A 17,852-nucleotide genomic window follows, 5' to 3' on the forward strand; every position below is an offset into this window, starting at 1 on the left:
CAGCGTTCATCCTGAGCCAGGATCAAACTCTCCAATAAAGTTAGTTTGTCTAGCATCTAAAATAAAAATTGACGTTTCACGTTGTTTGTTTCGTTCAGTTTTCAAAGAACTTCTTCATCGCTCAGAAGCGACTTTATTAATATAACATTTTGTTATATTTTCGTCAACAACTTTTTTCAATAAGTTGTTTTTCGTTTGTTTTGTTTGTTACCTTTCGTGGCAACGAATATAAATATACCAGTTTGATTATTAAAATGCAATAGTTTTTCTAATAAAATTTTTAACTTAGTAAAAAAGTATAAAAACAGCACTTTTCTTCTATATAAATATAATTTTTCGCACTATCAAGACTTACTATCTCCAAGCAGTTCATACCCAAATAAAAAAGCTTTGGAGAAATCTCCAAAGCTTAGTCTTGTTTATGGCGCATAGCAGGGAATAATAATACATCACGAATAGATGGTGCATTCGTTAATAACATAACAAGGCGATCAATACCGATTCCTAGTCCACCTGTAGGAGGCATACCATACTCAAGAGCTTCGATATAATCATCATCCATCATGTGAGCTTCGTCATTACCTTGTTCGCGTTCTTTTAATTGCGCTTCAAAACGTTCTTTCTGATCGATTGGATCATTTAATTCAGTGAATGCATTTGCATGTTCACGTGCAACAATAAATAATTCGAAACGATCTGTGAATCGTGGATCTTCGTCGTTCTTTTTCGCAAGTGGCGAAATTTCTACCGGATGACCGTAAATAAATGTTGGTTGGATTAATTTATCTTCTACTTTTTGCTCGAAGAATTCATTAATAATATGACCAACTTCCATTGTATCCTTAATTTCTACATTATGTTCTTTTGCAAGTTCACGCGCTTCTTCTACACTCATCGGATTCCAGAAATCTGCTCCAGAATGTTCTTTAATTGCATCTACCATATGAAGACGTGTCCATTCTGGTTCTAGATTAATTTCATAATCACCATACTGGATTGTTGTTGTACCTAGTACTTGCTTCGCGATATGAGCAACCATATTTTCTGTTAGTTTCATAATATCTTTATAATCAGCATACGCTTCATATAATTCAATCATCGTAAACTCGGGATTATGACGAGTTGATACACCCTCGTTACGGAATACACGGCCGATTTCATAAACTTTTTCTAATCCACCCACAATAAGGCGTTTTAAATGAAGTTCAATTGCGATACGCATATATAATTCCATATCTAACGCATTATGGTGCGTGATAAAAGGACGCGCAGAAGCTCCACCTGCAATTGCGTGCATCATAGGTGTTTCCACTTCAAGATAACCATTGTCATCTAAGTATCTTCTCATTTCACGAATGATTTTACTGCGAGTAACGAATGTTTCACGGCTTTCCATACTTGTAATTAAGTCTAAGTAGCGTTGACGGTAGCGTTGTTCAACATCTTTTAATCCATGATATTTATCCGGTAACGGACGAAGAGATTTCGTTAATAGCGTAAAGCCCGTTGCTTTCACCGAAAGTTCTCCAACGTTCGTTTTGAAAACTTTACCTTCAATACCTACTAAGTCACCTAAATCTGCTGTTTTAAATAATTCGTACTCTTCATCTCCAACAGCATCTTTACGAACGTAAATTTGAACTTGTCCATGTAAATCTTGAATATGTGCAAATCCAGCTTTTCCTTTACCGCGTTTTGTCATAATACGACCAGCGATAGAAACAGAGATTTCTTTCTCCTCTAATTCTTCTTTAGAGAACTCTCCATATAGGCTTAATAATTCATTTGTTGCATTTGTACGTTCAAAACGTTTACCGAACGGATCGATCCCTTGCTCACGTAAGTTATGTAGCTTTTCACGACGAACAAGCAATTGGTCGTTTAATTCTTCGTGGTTCATGTTATCCATGGTATTGATATCACTCCAGCTCTATTAATTTTTACAATATATACAGTATAGCATTTTCTACTCAACTAGAAAAACTGCCAGCAACTAACTGGCAGTTCTTCTTTCTTTCACGTAATTATAGGAAGTGTATAGAAGAATGTCAATCTTCCCTTCCTATTATTAACCAACGTGAATTGTTTGTTGTTTCGCTTCTACTTCTTCTACAAATGTACCTAATACATTTGCAAGGTCTTCACGCGTATTACAAGCATTGATACCATTACGTACAGTTGCATTACCACGAATACCTTTTAAATACCAAGCTGCATGCTTTCTCATCTCTCTTACAGCGACATTTTCGTTCTTTAAATCAATAAGACGATCTAGATGCAACATACATACGTCAATTTTCTCACGCACTGTCGGTTCCGGCATTAACTCACCCGTCTCTAAATACTTTACCGTACGATAAATCATCCATGGATCTCCAAGGGCAGCGCGGCCAATCATAACACCATCTACACCAATTTCATCAAGCATACGCTTTGCATCTTGCGGCGTTGCGACATCACCATTTCCGATAACCGGGATATTTACAGCTTGCTTTACTTGTTTAATAATATCCCAATCCGCTTTTCCTTCATACATTTGTACTCGTGTGCGCCCATGAACTGCTACCGCTTGTCCACCAGCACGCTCAACAGCTTTCGCATTCTCGATTGCGAAAATATGATCCTCATCCCAACCAATACGCATTTTTACTGTAACTGGTTTTTCTACAGCATCTACAACTGCCGCTACCATTTCATATATTTTATTTGGGTCTAAAAGCCACTTTGCTCCTGCATCACACTTAACGATTTTCGGTACTGGGCACCCCATATTAATATCAATGATGTCTGCTGTCGTATATTGATCTACGTATTTCGCAGCATCTACAAGAGTTTCTTTCTCGCCACCAAAAATTTGTAAACTTAATGGCTTTTCTCTCTCATCAATATATAACATATCTAATGTTCTTTTATTGTTCAGTAGTATCGCCTTATCACTTACCATTTCAGCACAAACTAGGCCTGCACCGAATTCTTTTACTGTCAAACGGAATGCAGAGTTACACACTCCCGCCATCGGTGCTAATACAACCGGATTTTTCATCTCAATATTTGCGATTTTTAACACTCGATTTACTCCTTCCTTCATGGTCACTTTGGCATTAGCTCATCTATCGAGACCTTTAATGCTTTAGCAACTTCCACTACAAAGTCTTGGGAAGGCGATCGATTCCCTCGCTCAACTTCACCTAAAACAGATACAGATACCCCTAATTCTTTTGCAAAACCTTCTTGCGTATAACCTTTTAGTTTTCGAAAAGCACGAATGCGTCTTCCCCATTTTTCTGCTTCCATACCGTTACTCCCTCTCGCCTTTTCATTTCTTCTACTTGTGAACGTGAAATGTTTTGTTTTATATCTTGATTAATCTCTAACAACGGAACGATAACAAAAGCTCTTTCGAACATCCGCGGATGCGGAACAATAAGATTCTCTGCTTCAATATTTTCTTGATTATATAGTAAAATGTCAAGGTCGATAGTCCTAGGTCCCCACCTAATTTCCCTTTTTCTTCCTAGATCATTTTCTACTTTTTGCGTTACTTTCAATAATTCTTGCGGTGATAAATTGGTAGAAATTTTTATAACTAAATTTAAAAAGCAACTTTGGTCAGTATAGCCAACCGGTTCCGTCTCATATACAGACGAAACATCCTCAACTTTGATATAAGGATTTTTATTCAGAAACTGAATCGCTTCAGTTAAATACGTATAACGTTCTCCAATATTTGAACCTAATGCAATGTAAGCTATATTATTCATGGACGTTCTCTCGTAATTTCTACCGCTACAGCACGATAATGTCCTGGTATCGGCGGATCTGGTTTAATTACCTTTATCGTACATCTTGAAATACTCTCATATTGTTTCAATATATCTGTAGCAATATTTTCAGCAATACTCTCTACAAGCTTATATGTTCTATCTTCTACAACTTTCCTACATAATTCGAAAAGCTCTCCATAATTAACAGAATGCTCTAAGTCATCACTTTCTCCTGCTTGTTTCAAATCTAATTCCACCGTTAAGTCCACTTTAAATCTCTGGCCCAATTTATTTTCCTCTGGGAATACACCATGATAACCGTAAAACTCCATATCATGAATATAAATTTTATCCAATCACTTTACCCCCTTACCAATCATCGCATCCATCATCTTAGCCATACGTGCCATTTCCTTCACATCATGAACACGAACAAACTCACAACCCTTTTCAATACCAAGACAAACGGTAGCTCCCGTCCCCTCAAGACGTTCTTCTACCGGTAAATCTAGCACATGCCCAATAAAGGACTTTCTTGAAGTACCTAAGAGAACTGGATAACCTAGTACGTTTAACTGTTCTAAATTACGCATCGCTTCTAAATTTTGTTCAGGTGTTTTAGCAAAACCGATGCCTGGGTCTAAAATGATATTCTCATCTCGTACACCAGCATCTTTAGCAATTTTAATACTGTCATATAAATCAGCAACCATATCAGCCATTAAATTACGATAATTCATGTTATCGCGATTATGCATTAAGATAATAGGTACATCGTAATGAGCCGCAACTTCAGCGATTTTCGGTTCCGCCTTCGCTCCCCAAACATCATTAATAATATGAGCACCAGCTTCGATCGCTTGTTTTGCAACTTCCGCTTTATATGTGTCGATAGAAATAGGCAATTTCACCTCTTTTGAGACAGCCTGAATCATTGGAACAACTCGTTTTATTTCTTCTTCCACTGACACTTTAGCAAAGCCCGGACGAGTAGATTCGCCACCAATATCAATAATATGAGCACCTTCATCTTGCATTTCTTTCGCATGGCGCACTGCAGCATCTACCTCGTTGTAACTCCCACCATCAGAAAACGAATCTGGTGTTACATTTAAAATCCCCATAATTAACGTTTTTTCATTTAAGTTCAATGTATATTCGCCGCAGCGCAAATCATAATCCCACTTCAAACTACACATCTCCTCTTCGTAATTCATTTCTGCTCCACAATTTCTCTCTCTGCATTTCATAAAGGTTCATAAATCTTTTTGTAACCATACCTACTTTACCCGGGAAATCTCGTCCCTCTATACGATTAAGCGGAACAATTTCTTGAATCGAGTTTGTTACGAAGACTTCATCGGCTGAAAGTAATTCATCTTTTGTAAAGAAACCTTCTTTTACTTCTATACCAATCTCTTCAGCAACCTTTATAATAAACGCACGAGTGATACCATTTAAAATCCCTGTTTCAAGCGAAGGTGTATATAAAATATCACCTTTCACAAAAAAGAGATTCGAAACAATACCCTCTGCAACATAACCTGCTTCAGTCAGGAAAATCCCTTCCTTATTCACACCATTTCCAATTTCACGTTTCCCCAAAATGTTATTTAAATAATGGTGAGACTTCAAGCGAGATGCACCCTCTGGTGTATTTCTCACTTGATTTAAGACAACCCCTTCTTTTTCCACTACATCTCCCGGGGCCGCTAAAGGTTTTATAAAAACAATAATAGACGGCTCTTCATACATTTCTGTTTGCAATCCAATTTCATCTATACCCGCCGATACATTAAAACGGACATACGCATGCTCTAATTTATTCTTAACGAGTAAATTCTTCAAAATAAGCATTACTTCATCTTTCGTCATCGACCATTTAATTTGCAACGTATCCAGCGCATCTATTAAACGGTCATAATGATCATCCAATAAGAAAGGATGACCATTATAAATACGAAAAGTCTCAAAAACTCCAAGACCATATAAATAACCGTGATCATAAGGAGAAATTCTCGCTTCACTCGATTCTACGTACTGACCATTTACGTAAATTAACATGATGTCACACTCGGACTATATTTACGAATGAAATTCTGCAACAACTCTTTCCCGTGAGAAGTCATAATAGATTCCGGGTGGAACTGCACACCTTCAATCGGTAATGTTGTATGGCGGAGCGCCATAATTTCCCCTTCTTCTGTCCAAGATGTTACCTCTAGGCAATCAGGTAACGTCTCTTTCTTAACAATAAGGGAATGATAGCGCGTCGCGGTAAACGGATTTGGGATATCCGAAAAAATCGTCTTTTCATCATGATGCATAAGCGATGTTTTCCCATGCATTAATCGCTCTGCGCGGACAACCTCTCCACCAAACACTTGCGCAATGGATTGATGCCCAAGACAAACCCCAAAAATCGGAATCTTTCCGGCAAAGTATCGAATAACCTCCATACTAATTCCCGCTTCATTCGGACTGCATGGACCTGGTGAAATCATTAAAAAGTCTGGTTTCATATTCTCAATATCTGAAATAGTCACTTCATCGTTACGTTTAACAACAAGATCTTGTCCAAGTTCTCCAAGAAACTGCACTAAATTAAATGTAAAAGAATCATAATTATCAATCATTAATATCATTTCTCTCACCTAACCGTTTCTTCGCTACGTTCTTTTGCACGCCATAAAGCAATCGCCTTTTTTAACGACTCTTTATATTCATTTTCCGGATTTGAATCAATTACAATTCCCGCCCCCGCTTGTACATGCGCTTTTCCATCTTTAGCAAGAAGTGTCCTAATCACAATATTCAATTCTGTATCTCCAGAATAACCAATCCAACCAATTGAACCTGTATAAATCCCTCGGCGAACAGGTTCTAATTCTTCAATAATTTCCATCGTACGTATTTTCGGGGCACCAGTAATTGTCCCCCCAGGGAATACAGCCTTCACTAAATCAAAAGCGTCTTTATCTTCTTCCACCTCACCACGCACATTAGAAACAATATGCATAACGTGTGAGTATTTCTCAATTACCATAAATTCATCTACTTCTACAGTGCCATATTTACAAACACGCCCTAAATCATTTCGCTCTAAATCTACAAGCATGACATGCTCTGCTCGTTCCTTTTCATTCTCAATTAATTCTCTTGCCAACTCTTCATCCTCTTGCTCATTCGCCCCTCTAGATCTCGTTCCAGCAATTGGCCTTGTACTTACCTCAATTCCTTGTTTCTTAATTAGCAACTCCGGCGATCCACTAACAATTTGAAAATCCCCAAGCTCCAAATAACCCATATATGGAGATGGATTAATTTCGCGAAGACTTGTATAAATTTCTAATGGATGTGTTTGTAACGTTCTTTCTTGTCTTGTTGACAAGTTAACTTGGAACACATCACCAGCACCAATATATTCTTGAATACATTCAACTGCCTTCATAAAACCTTCTTCAGTAAAAGCAACTGCTTCACTTTTCTTTTCAGGGCACGCAAACGGCATAGTCACTTCTGGCGCTTCTGTCGTCCAAAGAACCTTCCATTCATTTAATCGTTCTTTTGCCTCTTCGTGCTTATCTGCATAATGTGTAATAATCCATAATACTTTTTCCTCTTGATCATACACAAACACATCATCAAATAATAAAAAGAATATGTCAGGTATATTAATATCATCCTCGGCAAGAGAAGGAAGTTTTTCAATATAACGGATGCAATCATAACTAAAGTAGCCAATTGCACCACCTTGAAAAGGCGGGTATTCCGGATTATAATCCGTTTTCCATCGCTCCATATATTCCTGCATTAAATCTAATGGGTTTCCTTGCTTTATTGTTTCCTTACCACTTTCACTTATATGTAACGTTTCACCCTTCCCTCGGATTACCGCTACCGGGTTTAACCCCACAATGTTATAACGACCGCCACGCCCACTCTCTAACAAAATATGTTGCGGTTTATCCTTAGAAAGAAATTTATATTGCTTAAAGAAATCTAACTGATATGGAATAGAAAGCGCTAAAGATTTTCTTCGTTGCATATCAACACCCCGTCTTCTTTTATCCCACCCTCTTATATTAACCACTTCAAACTACATTCGTTATGTATATAGAAGAGTTATACTCGAAGGCTAGTGAAAATAAATTAATTATACTACCTCTTATTTTACATGAAGTTTTCTAGTCATTCACTCTTTTCCTATTTCCAATCCAAAAAGAAAAAGCATCCTTTTTCAAGGATGCTTTTTCAATCACATATAATTAAGACTCAAATTGATAAAGTGGTGTACTTAAATAACGTTCACCGTTACTTGGGATAATAACAAGTACCTTTTTCCCTTTACCTAACTTTTTCGCAATTTCTGTTGCTGCATAAATAACTGCTCCAGAAGAGATACCAACTAGAATACCTTCCTCTTTAGCCACTCTTCTTGCATATTCAAACGCTTGCTCCGTTTTCACTTGAACAATTTCATCATATACTTCTACATCCAATGTCTCTGGGATAAATCCAGCCCCAATTCCTTGGATTTTATGCGGGCCTGGTTTCCCACCAGATAATACTGGTGAATCCGCAGGTTCTACTGCATAAATTTTAATATCTTTATACGCTTCCTTCAGCACTTCACCAGCACCAGTAATCGTTCCACCCGTACCAATACCTGCAATAAACGCATCTAATTGGTCGCCCATTTGTTCAACAATTTCTGGACCTGTTGTTAAACGATGAATTTCTGGATTCGATTGGTTTTTGAACTGTTGTGGTATAAAGTAACCATTCTCTTTTGCTAATTCAGTCGCTTTACGAATTGCTCCACCCATTCCTTCAGGCCCTGGAGTCAATACTAATTCCGCACCGTAAGCACGTAATAAATTACGACGTTCAATACTCATTGTTTCTGGCATTACTAAAATTGCCTTATATCCTTTAGCAGCCGCTACCATCGCTAAACCAATTCCCGTGTTACCACTTGTCGGTTCAATGATTGTATCGCCTTCTTTTAATAATCCTTTTTTCTCAGCATCTTCAATCATAGCTAATGCGATACGATCTTTAACGCTGCTCCCCGGATTCATAAATTCTAATTTTAAGTATATATCTGCGCTGTCTGATTCTACGATGCGGTTCAACTTAACGATCGGCGTTTTCCCGATTAATTCTGAAACTGATTGTGCCACTCGCATTCCTGTCACTCCTAACACCGAGTATTTTTATTGGTTTTGTCTATATTTAGATTTTGTCAGAAAATTCCCTGTTTGTCAATGTATTTAGAGGGTAAATTCCCTTATTACAAATTCTCAATTAGATTTGTAATATCTTCTTTAGTGAACTTGTATCGCTCATTACAGAAATGACAATGAACTTCTGTTTCTTCTTCTTCTTCACGAACTTGCTCTAACTCCGTTTTACCTAAACTAATTAACACACTCTCGATACGTTCGCGTGAGCATGTGCAATTAAATTGAACATCCATCGTTTCTAATACTTTTACCTTATCTTCTCCAAGGACTGCATACAGTAACTCTTCTGGAGAAAGCCCTTGTTCGATCAATGTTGATACAGGAGGAATCTTCTGTAAACGCTCTTCAATGAATGAAATTGTCTCTTCCTGTGCACCCGGCATAATTTGAAGGATAAATCCACCTGCCGCTAATATGCTATCGTCTCCATTTACAAGGACACCAACACCTACAGAAGAAGGCGTCTGCTCAGAAACTGCAAAATAATACGTGAAGTCTTCTCCTAATTCTCCTGAAACAATTGGAGATTGACCAATAAACGGCTCACGCATACCAATATCTTTAATTACCGTTACAAATCCTTCAGTACCTACCGCTTGATATACACGTAATTTCCCTTGTTCTGTTCCTTCAAAGTCAACATGTGGATTCGTTACATAACCACGTACATCCCCATTTGCATGAGCATCTACTAAGATAGGACCAATCGGACCATTACCTTCTACTTTAATCGTTAGCTTTTGGTCACCTTTTAACATTGCACCCATCATTGTACCTGCAGTTAAAGAACGACCAAGTGCCGCTGAAGCTGTTCTCCATGTATCATGACGTCTTTGCGCCTCACTTACCGTGTTTGTAGTACGTACACTATACGCACGCACTTCCCCATCAAATGCTAACGCTTTTACTAAATAATCTTTCATACTTATTTATTCACCTTTCTCATGCTGTAAATTTGCATTACGCTCGTATAACATATACAAACCTTTTAATGTTAAGAATGGATCTACAACATCAATTACATTCGATTCTTCTGAAATTAATTTAGCCAATCCACCTGTTGCAATAACTTTCGGTTCTTGTTTAGCTTCCTCTTTCATGCGCTTAACAATACCTTCCACTTGTCCTACATAACCATAAAGAATACCAGATTGCATCGCACTTACCGTATTCTTCCCAACTACACTGCTTGGTTTTGTAATTTCAATACGAGGAAGTTTTGCTGCTCTACTATATAAAGCCTCTGCTGAAATCATAATTCCCGGTGTAATAACTCCACCCATATAATGCTTTTCTTCGTTAATATAACAATATGTAGTAGCCGTACCAAAATCGACAATAATAAGCGGACTTCCATATAAGTGGATTCCTGCTACTGCATTTACGATTCGATCCGCACCTACTTCACGTGGATTTTCATATTTAATATTTAGCCCCGTTTTTATTCCAGGACCTACTACAAGCGGCTTAATTTTAAAATACTTTTCACACATGCGCTCTAAAGCAAACATAATTGGTGGTACGACTGAAGACACGATAATACCTTTCACATCTTCAAACGAAAGACCCTCATGCTCAAGCAACTGCTTCACAAGCATCCCATATTCATCTTCTGTCTTATGACGATCTGTTTCCATGCGCCAATGTTGACGAAGTTCCCCCTCTTCAAACACGCCCAGTACAGCATTTGTGTTCCCTACATCCAATACAAAAATCATATTCTCACCACTTATCTTATTTAATCTATATTTGTGCAGTATGTATAAAACTTATAAAAACATCATATCACACATACTTATATAATCAGCTTTTCTATCCTCATCATTTTACAAAAAGATTACTCCCCATTTCAATTTTTAATACCAGATTTATTTAAATTCTTTTTCTACTTAGTTCCCTTCTACAAATAAAAAAGGAGTGACTATCGTCACTCCTTCATCTCTTACTTATCTTCTGATTCTTCATCGTCCTTCTTCATGTTGATGTTTACTTTCACATCAGTTGAAGATGTTGGACGTTCTGGCAATCTGCCATAATCACATAAATGATTGATTTGCTCTGCATCTAACGTTTCTACTTCAAGTAACGTTTTCGCAATAAGATCTAGTTTATCACGATTGTCAGTAAGAATTTGTTTTGCACGAGCATAACATTCTTTCATAATCGTTTGCATTTCCATATCGATTTCGTGTGCAATCGCATCACTATAGTTTTGTTCTGAATGGAAGTCTCTTCCTAAGAACACTTGACCACCTTGTGAGCTACCAAATTGCATTGGTCCAAGCTTATCACTCATACCAAATTCCGTAACCATACGTCTTGCAATACCAGTCGCACGTTGGAAGTCATTATGAGCACCTGTACTTACTTCACCAAATACAATTTCTTCAGCTACTCGACCACCAAGTAAACCAGTGATTTTATCAAGTAACTCTGGTTTTGTCATGAAGTAACGATCTTCTTTCGGAAGCATTACTGCATATCCACCAGCTTGACCACGAGGGACAATTGTTACTTTATGAACGACATCAGCTTCATCAAGAACAACACCAATTACAGTATGGCCCGCTTCATGGAAAGCAACGATATTACGTTCTTTTTCAGAGATAACACGACTTTTCTTAGCCGGACCTGCAATAACACGATCCGTTGCTTCATCAATGTCACTCATATCAATTTTCTTCTTATCTTGACGCGCAGCTACTAAAGCAGCTTCGTTTAATAAGTTTTCAAGATCGGCACCAGAGAATCCCGGTGTACGAGTTGCAATTGCTCTTAAGTTGATATTCTCATCAAGCGGTTTATTACGAGCATGTACTTTCAGTACAGCTTCACGGCCATTTACATCTGGACGATCTACTGTAATTTGACGGTCAAAACGACCTGGACGTAATAATGCTGGGTCAAGAATATCAGGACGGTTTGTCGCAGCGATGATAATAATACCTTCGTTTGCACCGAATCCATCCATTTCAACAAGCAATTGGTTTAACGTTTGCTCACGCTCATCATGGCCACCACCAAGACCCGCGCCACGTTGACGTCCTACCGCATCAATTTCATCAATGAAAATGATACAAGGAGCATTTTTCTTTGCGTTTTCGAATAAATCACGTACACGTGATGCACCGACACCGACGAACATCTCTACGAAATCAGAACCACTGATAGAGAAGAACGGAACGCCTGCCTCACCTGCAACGGCACGTGCTAGTAAAGTTTTACCTGTACCTGGAGGTCCCACTAATAGAACACCCTTCGGAATACGGGCACCAACTTCAGCAAACTTACGAGGATCTTTCAAGAATTCAACTACCTCAACAAGCTCTTGTTTCTCTTCATCCGCTCCAGCAACATCTCTGAAACGAACTTTTTTCTTTTCGTCATTATATAACTTCGCCTTACTTTTCCCGAAGTTCATAACACGGCTACCGCCGCCTTGAGCTTGGTTTAATAAGAAGAAGAATAAAATGAAGATAATGACAAACGGAATGATAGAAGTAAAGAAGGTTACCCAAGCACTTGTTTCTTCTGCTGGTTGATACTTAACTTCAGCACCTTGCGCTTTATCATTAATTTTCTTTTGTAATTCCTCAGTATTTGGTGCATAAGTAACAAATTGTTCTCCCTGGCTAGAGTTATTAAATTGTCCTTTTACTTCAAACACACCATTTTTCGGTTGAAGTTGCACATTACGAACTTCACCTTTTTCTAGTTTAGTAATGAATTTATCGTAGCTAACTGATGTCGTTTTTTGTGTCGAACCATTAAAATAGCTCACGATTCCAATTACTACTAGGAATATCAGTAAATAAAAGATGGTATTACGGAAGATACGATTCATTCCTAACCTCCTCTCACGGCATAAACACTATAGTAAATCGTAACATAGAAAAACTTTCCTATACAATTGTGACGCCTGTATTTAATTAATTTGAGTAAACGCTTGGTTTTAATACTCCTACATAAGGAAGATTACGGTACTGCTCTTTATAATCTAATCCATATCCTACAACAAATTCATGCGGTACAGTAAATCCAACATAATCCGCTTTCAAATCTACCTTACGGCCTGTTGGTTTATCTAATAACGTAACAATTTTTACAGACTTCGCTTTACGATATTTAAATAGGTCTACTAAGTAACTTAGCGTAAGACCGCTATCAATAATATCTTCAACGATTAAAATATCGCGACCTTCTACAGAAGTATCAAGGTCTTTTAAAATTTTTACTTCGCCTGTTGAAACAGTTGAGTGACCGTAACTAGATACAGCCATAAAGTCCATTTCAAGATATGTATCTGTTCTCTTTAATAAATCTGCCATGAATGGCATTGCACCCTTTAGTACACCAATCGCAAGAGGTACTGTGTTTTTATAATCCTCTGCAATAATTGCGCCTAATTCGAGCACCTTTTCTTGTATTTGCTCTTCAGAAATTAATACTTTTTCGATATCTTGATTCATCATTTCATTATCCTCCCGGAAGACTCCTTGCTTTTGTAGTGAATAATCATATATTTATCCTTCTTTGCTGTCTCTTTCGAGATAGCAAATGCAGATCGCTTCAACAAGGGTAACCAAATAACATTCCCTCTTGCATCACAAACGACCGGCCATTCTTCTCTTTTTTCTCTTGGCACTTTCGCTTCGATAAAAATAGCTTTTATCTTTTTAGTGCCATTCATACCTTGTATTGACATGCGATCTCCATTTTCTCTAGACCGAATACGAAGCGGATATGATATATCATTATACTTAGCAACAAATACTGTTTCATTCATGTCACTTGGTATATCTTCGCTCACCTCTGTTACAAGTTTATCCCCGTTCGATAGCGTAATTGTCCCGGGAACTGATAAATCCTGTAAAAAAGGGGAAACAATTTCTTGTTTAAATCCAAAGCTACACTCCTCGTATGCGCGAACAATTTTTAAATCACCTGGGAAATCAAGTGAACCCGAAGGTTGTGTCCGCTTAAAAAACTCAATCACTTTGTCAATATGTATAGAGGAAAGAGAAGATGGAATCTTATATTCATAAAGATAGTTTAATATTAGTTGAATCCCTCTTCTTTGTAAAGGCATAGACATGGATTCAAAGGCAGGAATTGATATGCTAATTTGTTTATCACTTTTTTTTGTAATTACTTTATTCATTTTCTCAAAAGCTAATTCCTGCAAATACGCCTCATCCTCTTGCATCTGCATGCTAAATTTTTGGAATTTCTCATGCACTTGTGGGTTTTCTTCTTTCAAATGAGGAAGAACATATTTACGTAATCGATTCCTTGTATATACTTCCTTTTTATTACTTGGATCTATACGAGGAATTATTTTCAGCTTATTACAGTAATCAACAATTTCTTCCTTTGTTACTCCAAGTAACGGCCTAATTAAATATCCATTATGAAAAGGACGCTTCACTGCAATTCCTGCATATCCTTTCGGAGTACTCCCTCGTACAAGACGCATTAAAATCGTCTCTACTTGGTCATCACCATGATGTCCAAGGGCTACATATCTCGCATCATATTTCTTCATTATTCTTTCCAAAAATGCATATCTGCATTCTCTAGCAGCAACCTGTGCATTCATCCCGTATTGCTGTTGATATTGCGACACATTAATTCTTATCGTTTCGCAAATAACTCCCAGTCCTTTACAAAGGTCCTGCACAAACTGTAGATCCTCATGAGATTCATCACCTCTAAACATGTGATCCACATGCGCCACTACAATTTCAAACTGTTTTGCTGCTCTTTTTTCTAACAAATAATATAGAAGAGCCAAAGAGTCAGGACCACCAGAAACCCCTACAACAATTGTTGAGCGTTCCTTTAATACATCATGCTGCTTTACAAAGTCATCTACCTTTTCAACAAATGTATCTTTCAACTTCGTAATCACCTTTCATTAAACAAGAACAGCAACGTTAGTTACCTTGTTTATAATGGTACAACTTTTACAAACATTGTGCAAAAAAAAGATATACAAAAATTATATTTTTATCTTACATCATCCGTACATATTCACAAAAATAATAACATTATCTTTTAAAGCAAAAAAACCTAGGTATTCACCTAGGTTTTTAGAAAGAAACATTACACTTCAAGTTTCACTTTATTGCGCTTGCATTCCTACAATTGGAATGGTAGCCCACTTCGGCATATTTTTCTTCACTTTGGCTACTACAATAGTCATATCATCATTTATATAACCATCGCCAGATCGAATCACCTCTTCCATAATGATATCAGCAATTTCTTGCGGATCTTCAGTTTGTAACTCTTTAATTTTCCGCTTCATCCATAACTCGTGATTCTCCACATGCTGCGCGCCCTCAAAAATCCCATCACTCATCATAATAAGAATATCACCTGTTTTTAATTGCTCACCCACTACATCAACTTCAACATCCTCGATAATTCCCATTGGTAAATTACTTGCTTCAATTTTCAAAATATTATTTGCGCGTTTAACAAAACTCGGCGTCGATCCAATCTTTAAAAACTTCGCACTCGCATCCCGCAAATCTACCATAGCTAAGTCTAATGTCGTAAACATCTCTTCTGTTGTTCTTAAAGAGAGAATAGAGTTAATAGATTTAATCGCTATCTCCTCATCAATGCCTGACTGAAGTATTTTTTGTAATAATTTCACTGTTTCTTTACTCTCCATATGAGCTCTTTGCCCATTTCCCATGCCATCACTAATTGCAAGGGCATATTTCCCAACACTTAAATCCATCATCGCATAAGAATCACCCGAAACAAACCCACCGCCTTTCGCGGCTGTGGCCAAGCCGGTATCAAGGGAATACGTTTTTGCTGAACCAAATGATATTAAACTGTGGCCGTTCGGATAAGAAGATTTTTCTTCATGTTTCACAACTATGTTTTCCTTCAGGATATCAGAAAGCATTGGTGCAACTAATTTTTCACACTCTCCATGTTCATTAGATGCAACTGGAATCAACATTTCAATATCAATACTTCCTCTATCTAAACAATAAATATCAACATGCTCTATTTCTACACCAAAATCACGAAACGCTTGCAGAATCTGTTCTTCCTGTACTTGATGATTTTCTCTTTCTCTTTGTATCTCCTTAGCAAAATCCTCCATAACTTTTGATACACCTAACAATTGCTCCGCTACTATTCTACGATTTTCTTTCATTTGTTTTCGTAATTTTTGTCCCTCATAGAAGTGATCTAATTCACCCGCTACTAAATCCGTCACTTTCTTGCCTCTTACGCAATGCTTGTCCCATTCACGAACTAACTTCCGATTATGCTGCAGAGTTCCTTCTTCCGTTTCACTCATTATTTGTTTCATATAATCATACGTTTTATCGAAATTAACTACCCAGCATTGGTCCTTTTTAAAGCATGTTTGACATGTTTTTGCAGTAATTGTACTTAAGAACAAATCTGCCTCCGTCTCTTTATCTTCCTCCTCCACATATCCATATACAGAAAAGCTATTAGATAAAGCAGCAAATACATTGGCAAATTGATTGATTTTATTCGCTGTAACATCACGCATTCTTCTTAAATACTGTTGTTGATCTTGCGAATGCTCCTGTGTGCCTGGCATAAATTTAGCAATACGATCCATAACAAGTTTCGGTGTTAATAAAAAGAAAGCAATCGCCACACCAGATTCAATTAAAGTTGTCACAATGTTTGTTTGCTTGTCTACATATAGCGTAATCAAGCTTGTCCCAATTAATAAACCTAAACTAACACCTAAGCGTTTCCCTTCTTTTAACAAACCACCAAGCAATCCAGAAAAAGCAAGCAGACTAAGTTGGGACAAACTAGAGACATTTGCTAAGCTTAATATTAACCCAGTGACGACCCCTACTGTAGATCCTGTAGCCGCTCCTGCGATAAACGCAAACACAAGCACTAAATACCTAGTAAAAATATGTTGAATAGAAGCGTCATATATGAACCAATCTGTTGTACCAGTTAAAACAGATGCTAGTAATATAATTAAACAAACAATTTCTTCTGTCTCTAACGCTTGTTGTTTCCCTTTTCTTTCTACTAAAAGCGGGACACTTTGTAAAAATATCATAGTTAATACGAAGCTAAGTCCTGCCTCAATCGTACTAACGAGTAAATCGTACATGGTAACAGTTTGTTGTGCAAAATATACGACAACTAAATGTGCAGTTAATGCGGAGATAAATACTTGGAATGGTACAAGTCCAACAGTTTTACGTGTAAACCGACTAAAGAAGATATTATAAATGAAGAAAGTAAAAATAGATGCAAAGGTAAAGAATAAATTATCTATCGAAACTGAAAGTGCGCCCCCCATTAGGGCCAAGAATGCGAGCGGCATTTTATCCCGCTTCATAACATAAACAGCAGCAAAAAACGGTAGTGCAAACGGTAAAATGTTTGTTAATATATATGCTCGTCCCAAAAGAAAACCAATAACAACAATAATGAATCCCCATCTAAAGAAAACTTGCTCAAACTTCATTCGCAACTTACTCGTCCACTTTACTCCTCCAAGCTGACCTTCATTCATTGCCAATGCACTTGTATTCATAGTATTCCTTCCTGCTTTAGGCATATTTTTAACACCACCTGCATAGTTTAATTACTGTCATTATAAAAGATGATTATTGGGATTTTTGTCAAAACAACAGTTTTCACTTTTATAATCGTTCGACTTTTTATTCGAAATAACTCTACATATATACACAGTATGTATTTTATTTTTAATATTTTAATCGAACATTCAGAAAATATAGGGTGATTTTGTAGAAGTGTTGTATGTCTTAATTTATTTAACAAAAAAAGATCATGCACATTT

General features: G+C 37.2%; 16 protein-coding genes. All 16 read right to left on the reverse strand.

What is annotated here, in order from left to right:
- Positions 1-409: 409 nt before the first annotated feature.
- The 16 genes from lysS to spoIIE all read right to left on the reverse strand — a co-directional run bounded on the left by lysS (position 410) and on the right by spoIIE (position 17,609).
- Positions 410-1,909 (reverse strand): lysine--tRNA ligase, encoded by a 1,500-nt coding sequence (lysS, locus tag MR147_RS26040; protein ID WP_000369678.1) that lies wholly within the window; start codon positions 1,907-1,909, stop codon positions 410-412.
- Between the two features lie 159 nt (positions 1,910-2,068).
- On the reverse strand, positions 2,069-3,067 hold the full coding sequence (gene dusB / locus MR147_RS26045; RefSeq protein ID WP_000912258.1) for a tRNA dihydrouridine synthase DusB: 999 nt from the start codon (positions 3,065-3,067) through the stop codon (positions 2,069-2,071).
- A gap of 23 nt (positions 3,068-3,090) precedes the next feature.
- Positions 3,091-3,294 carry a helix-turn-helix domain-containing protein gene (locus MR147_RS26050; RefSeq protein ID WP_000387027.1) on the reverse strand — a complete coding sequence of 68 codons (204 nt, stop codon included), beginning with the start codon at positions 3,292-3,294 and terminating at the stop codon, positions 3,091-3,093.
- Positions 3,246-3,761 carry a 2-amino-4-hydroxy-6-hydroxymethyldihydropteridine diphosphokinase gene (gene folK / locus MR147_RS26055; protein WP_001059445.1) on the reverse strand — a complete coding sequence of 172 codons (516 nt, stop codon included), beginning with the start codon at positions 3,759-3,761 and terminating at the stop codon, positions 3,246-3,248. The genes MR147_RS26050 and folK overlap by 49 nt, the downstream gene beginning before the upstream one ends.
- On the reverse strand, positions 3,758-4,120 hold the full coding sequence (folB, locus tag MR147_RS26060; protein WP_000358059.1) for a dihydroneopterin aldolase: 363 nt from the start codon (positions 4,118-4,120) through the stop codon (positions 3,758-3,760). The genes folK and folB overlap by 4 nt, the downstream gene beginning before the upstream one ends.
- Positions 4,121-4,981 (reverse strand): dihydropteroate synthase, encoded by an 861-nt coding sequence (gene folP, locus MR147_RS26065; RefSeq protein WP_074606836.1) that lies wholly within the window; start codon positions 4,979-4,981, stop codon positions 4,121-4,123.
- On the reverse strand, positions 4,956-5,828 hold the full coding sequence (gene pabC / locus MR147_RS26070; protein WP_242304865.1) for an aminodeoxychorismate lyase: 873 nt from the start codon (positions 5,826-5,828) through the stop codon (positions 4,956-4,958). Before pabC ends, folP begins: the two co-directional genes overlap by 26 nt.
- Positions 5,822-6,409 carry an aminodeoxychorismate/anthranilate synthase component II gene (gene pabA, locus MR147_RS26075; protein ID WP_000602276.1) on the reverse strand — a complete coding sequence of 196 codons (588 nt, stop codon included), beginning with the start codon at positions 6,407-6,409 and terminating at the stop codon, positions 5,822-5,824. Before pabA ends, pabC begins: the two co-directional genes overlap by 7 nt.
- Positions 6,410-6,414: 5 nt before the next feature.
- Entirely contained in the window at positions 6,415-7,812 is a 1,398-nt protein-coding gene (pabB, locus tag MR147_RS26080) for an aminodeoxychorismate synthase component I (protein WP_074606832.1), read from the reverse strand.
- Positions 7,813-8,032: 220 nt separating this feature from the next.
- Complete coding sequence (cysK, locus tag MR147_RS26085; protein WP_001261701.1) at positions 8,033-8,956, reverse strand: cysteine synthase A; 924 nt, start codon at positions 8,954-8,956, stop codon at positions 8,033-8,035.
- A 104-nt stretch (positions 8,957-9,060) separates the two neighbouring features.
- On the reverse strand, positions 9,061-9,936 hold the full coding sequence (hslO, locus tag MR147_RS26090) for a redox-regulated molecular chaperone HslO (RefSeq protein ID WP_074606830.1): 876 nt from the start codon (positions 9,934-9,936) through the stop codon (positions 9,061-9,063).
- 6 nt (positions 9,937-9,942) lie between these two features.
- Positions 9,943-10,731: a type III pantothenate kinase gene (locus MR147_RS26095; RefSeq protein ID WP_000578367.1), complete on the reverse strand. Its 789-nt coding sequence runs from the start codon at positions 10,729-10,731 to the stop codon at positions 9,943-9,945.
- 224 nt (positions 10,732-10,955) lie between these two features.
- A complete protein-coding gene (ftsH, locus tag MR147_RS26100; protein WP_074606829.1) occupies positions 10,956-12,857 on the reverse strand; it encodes an ATP-dependent zinc metalloprotease FtsH in 1,902 nt (633 codons plus the stop codon).
- Between the two features lie 85 nt (positions 12,858-12,942).
- On the reverse strand, positions 12,943-13,485 hold the full coding sequence (gene hpt, locus MR147_RS26105; protein ID WP_000981838.1) for a hypoxanthine phosphoribosyltransferase: 543 nt from the start codon (positions 13,483-13,485) through the stop codon (positions 12,943-12,945).
- The gene (gene tilS, locus MR147_RS26110; RefSeq protein WP_074606827.1) at positions 13,482-14,912 is read right to left on the reverse strand and encodes a tRNA lysidine(34) synthetase TilS; all 1,431 of its coding nucleotides are present in this window, start codon (positions 14,910-14,912) and stop codon (positions 13,482-13,484) included. The genes hpt and tilS overlap by 4 nt, the downstream gene beginning before the upstream one ends.
- 225 nt (positions 14,913-15,137) lie before the next feature.
- Entirely contained in the window at positions 15,138-17,609 is a 2,472-nt protein-coding gene (gene spoIIE / locus MR147_RS26115; RefSeq protein ID WP_001123528.1) for a stage II sporulation protein E, read from the reverse strand.
- Positions 17,610-17,852: the final 243 nt, after the last annotated feature.

This window comes from Bacillus cereus group sp. BfR-BA-01350, from assembly GCF_022663775.1.
Lineage (GTDB): Bacteria > Bacillota > Bacilli > Bacillales > Bacillaceae_G > Bacillus_A > Bacillus_A paranthracis.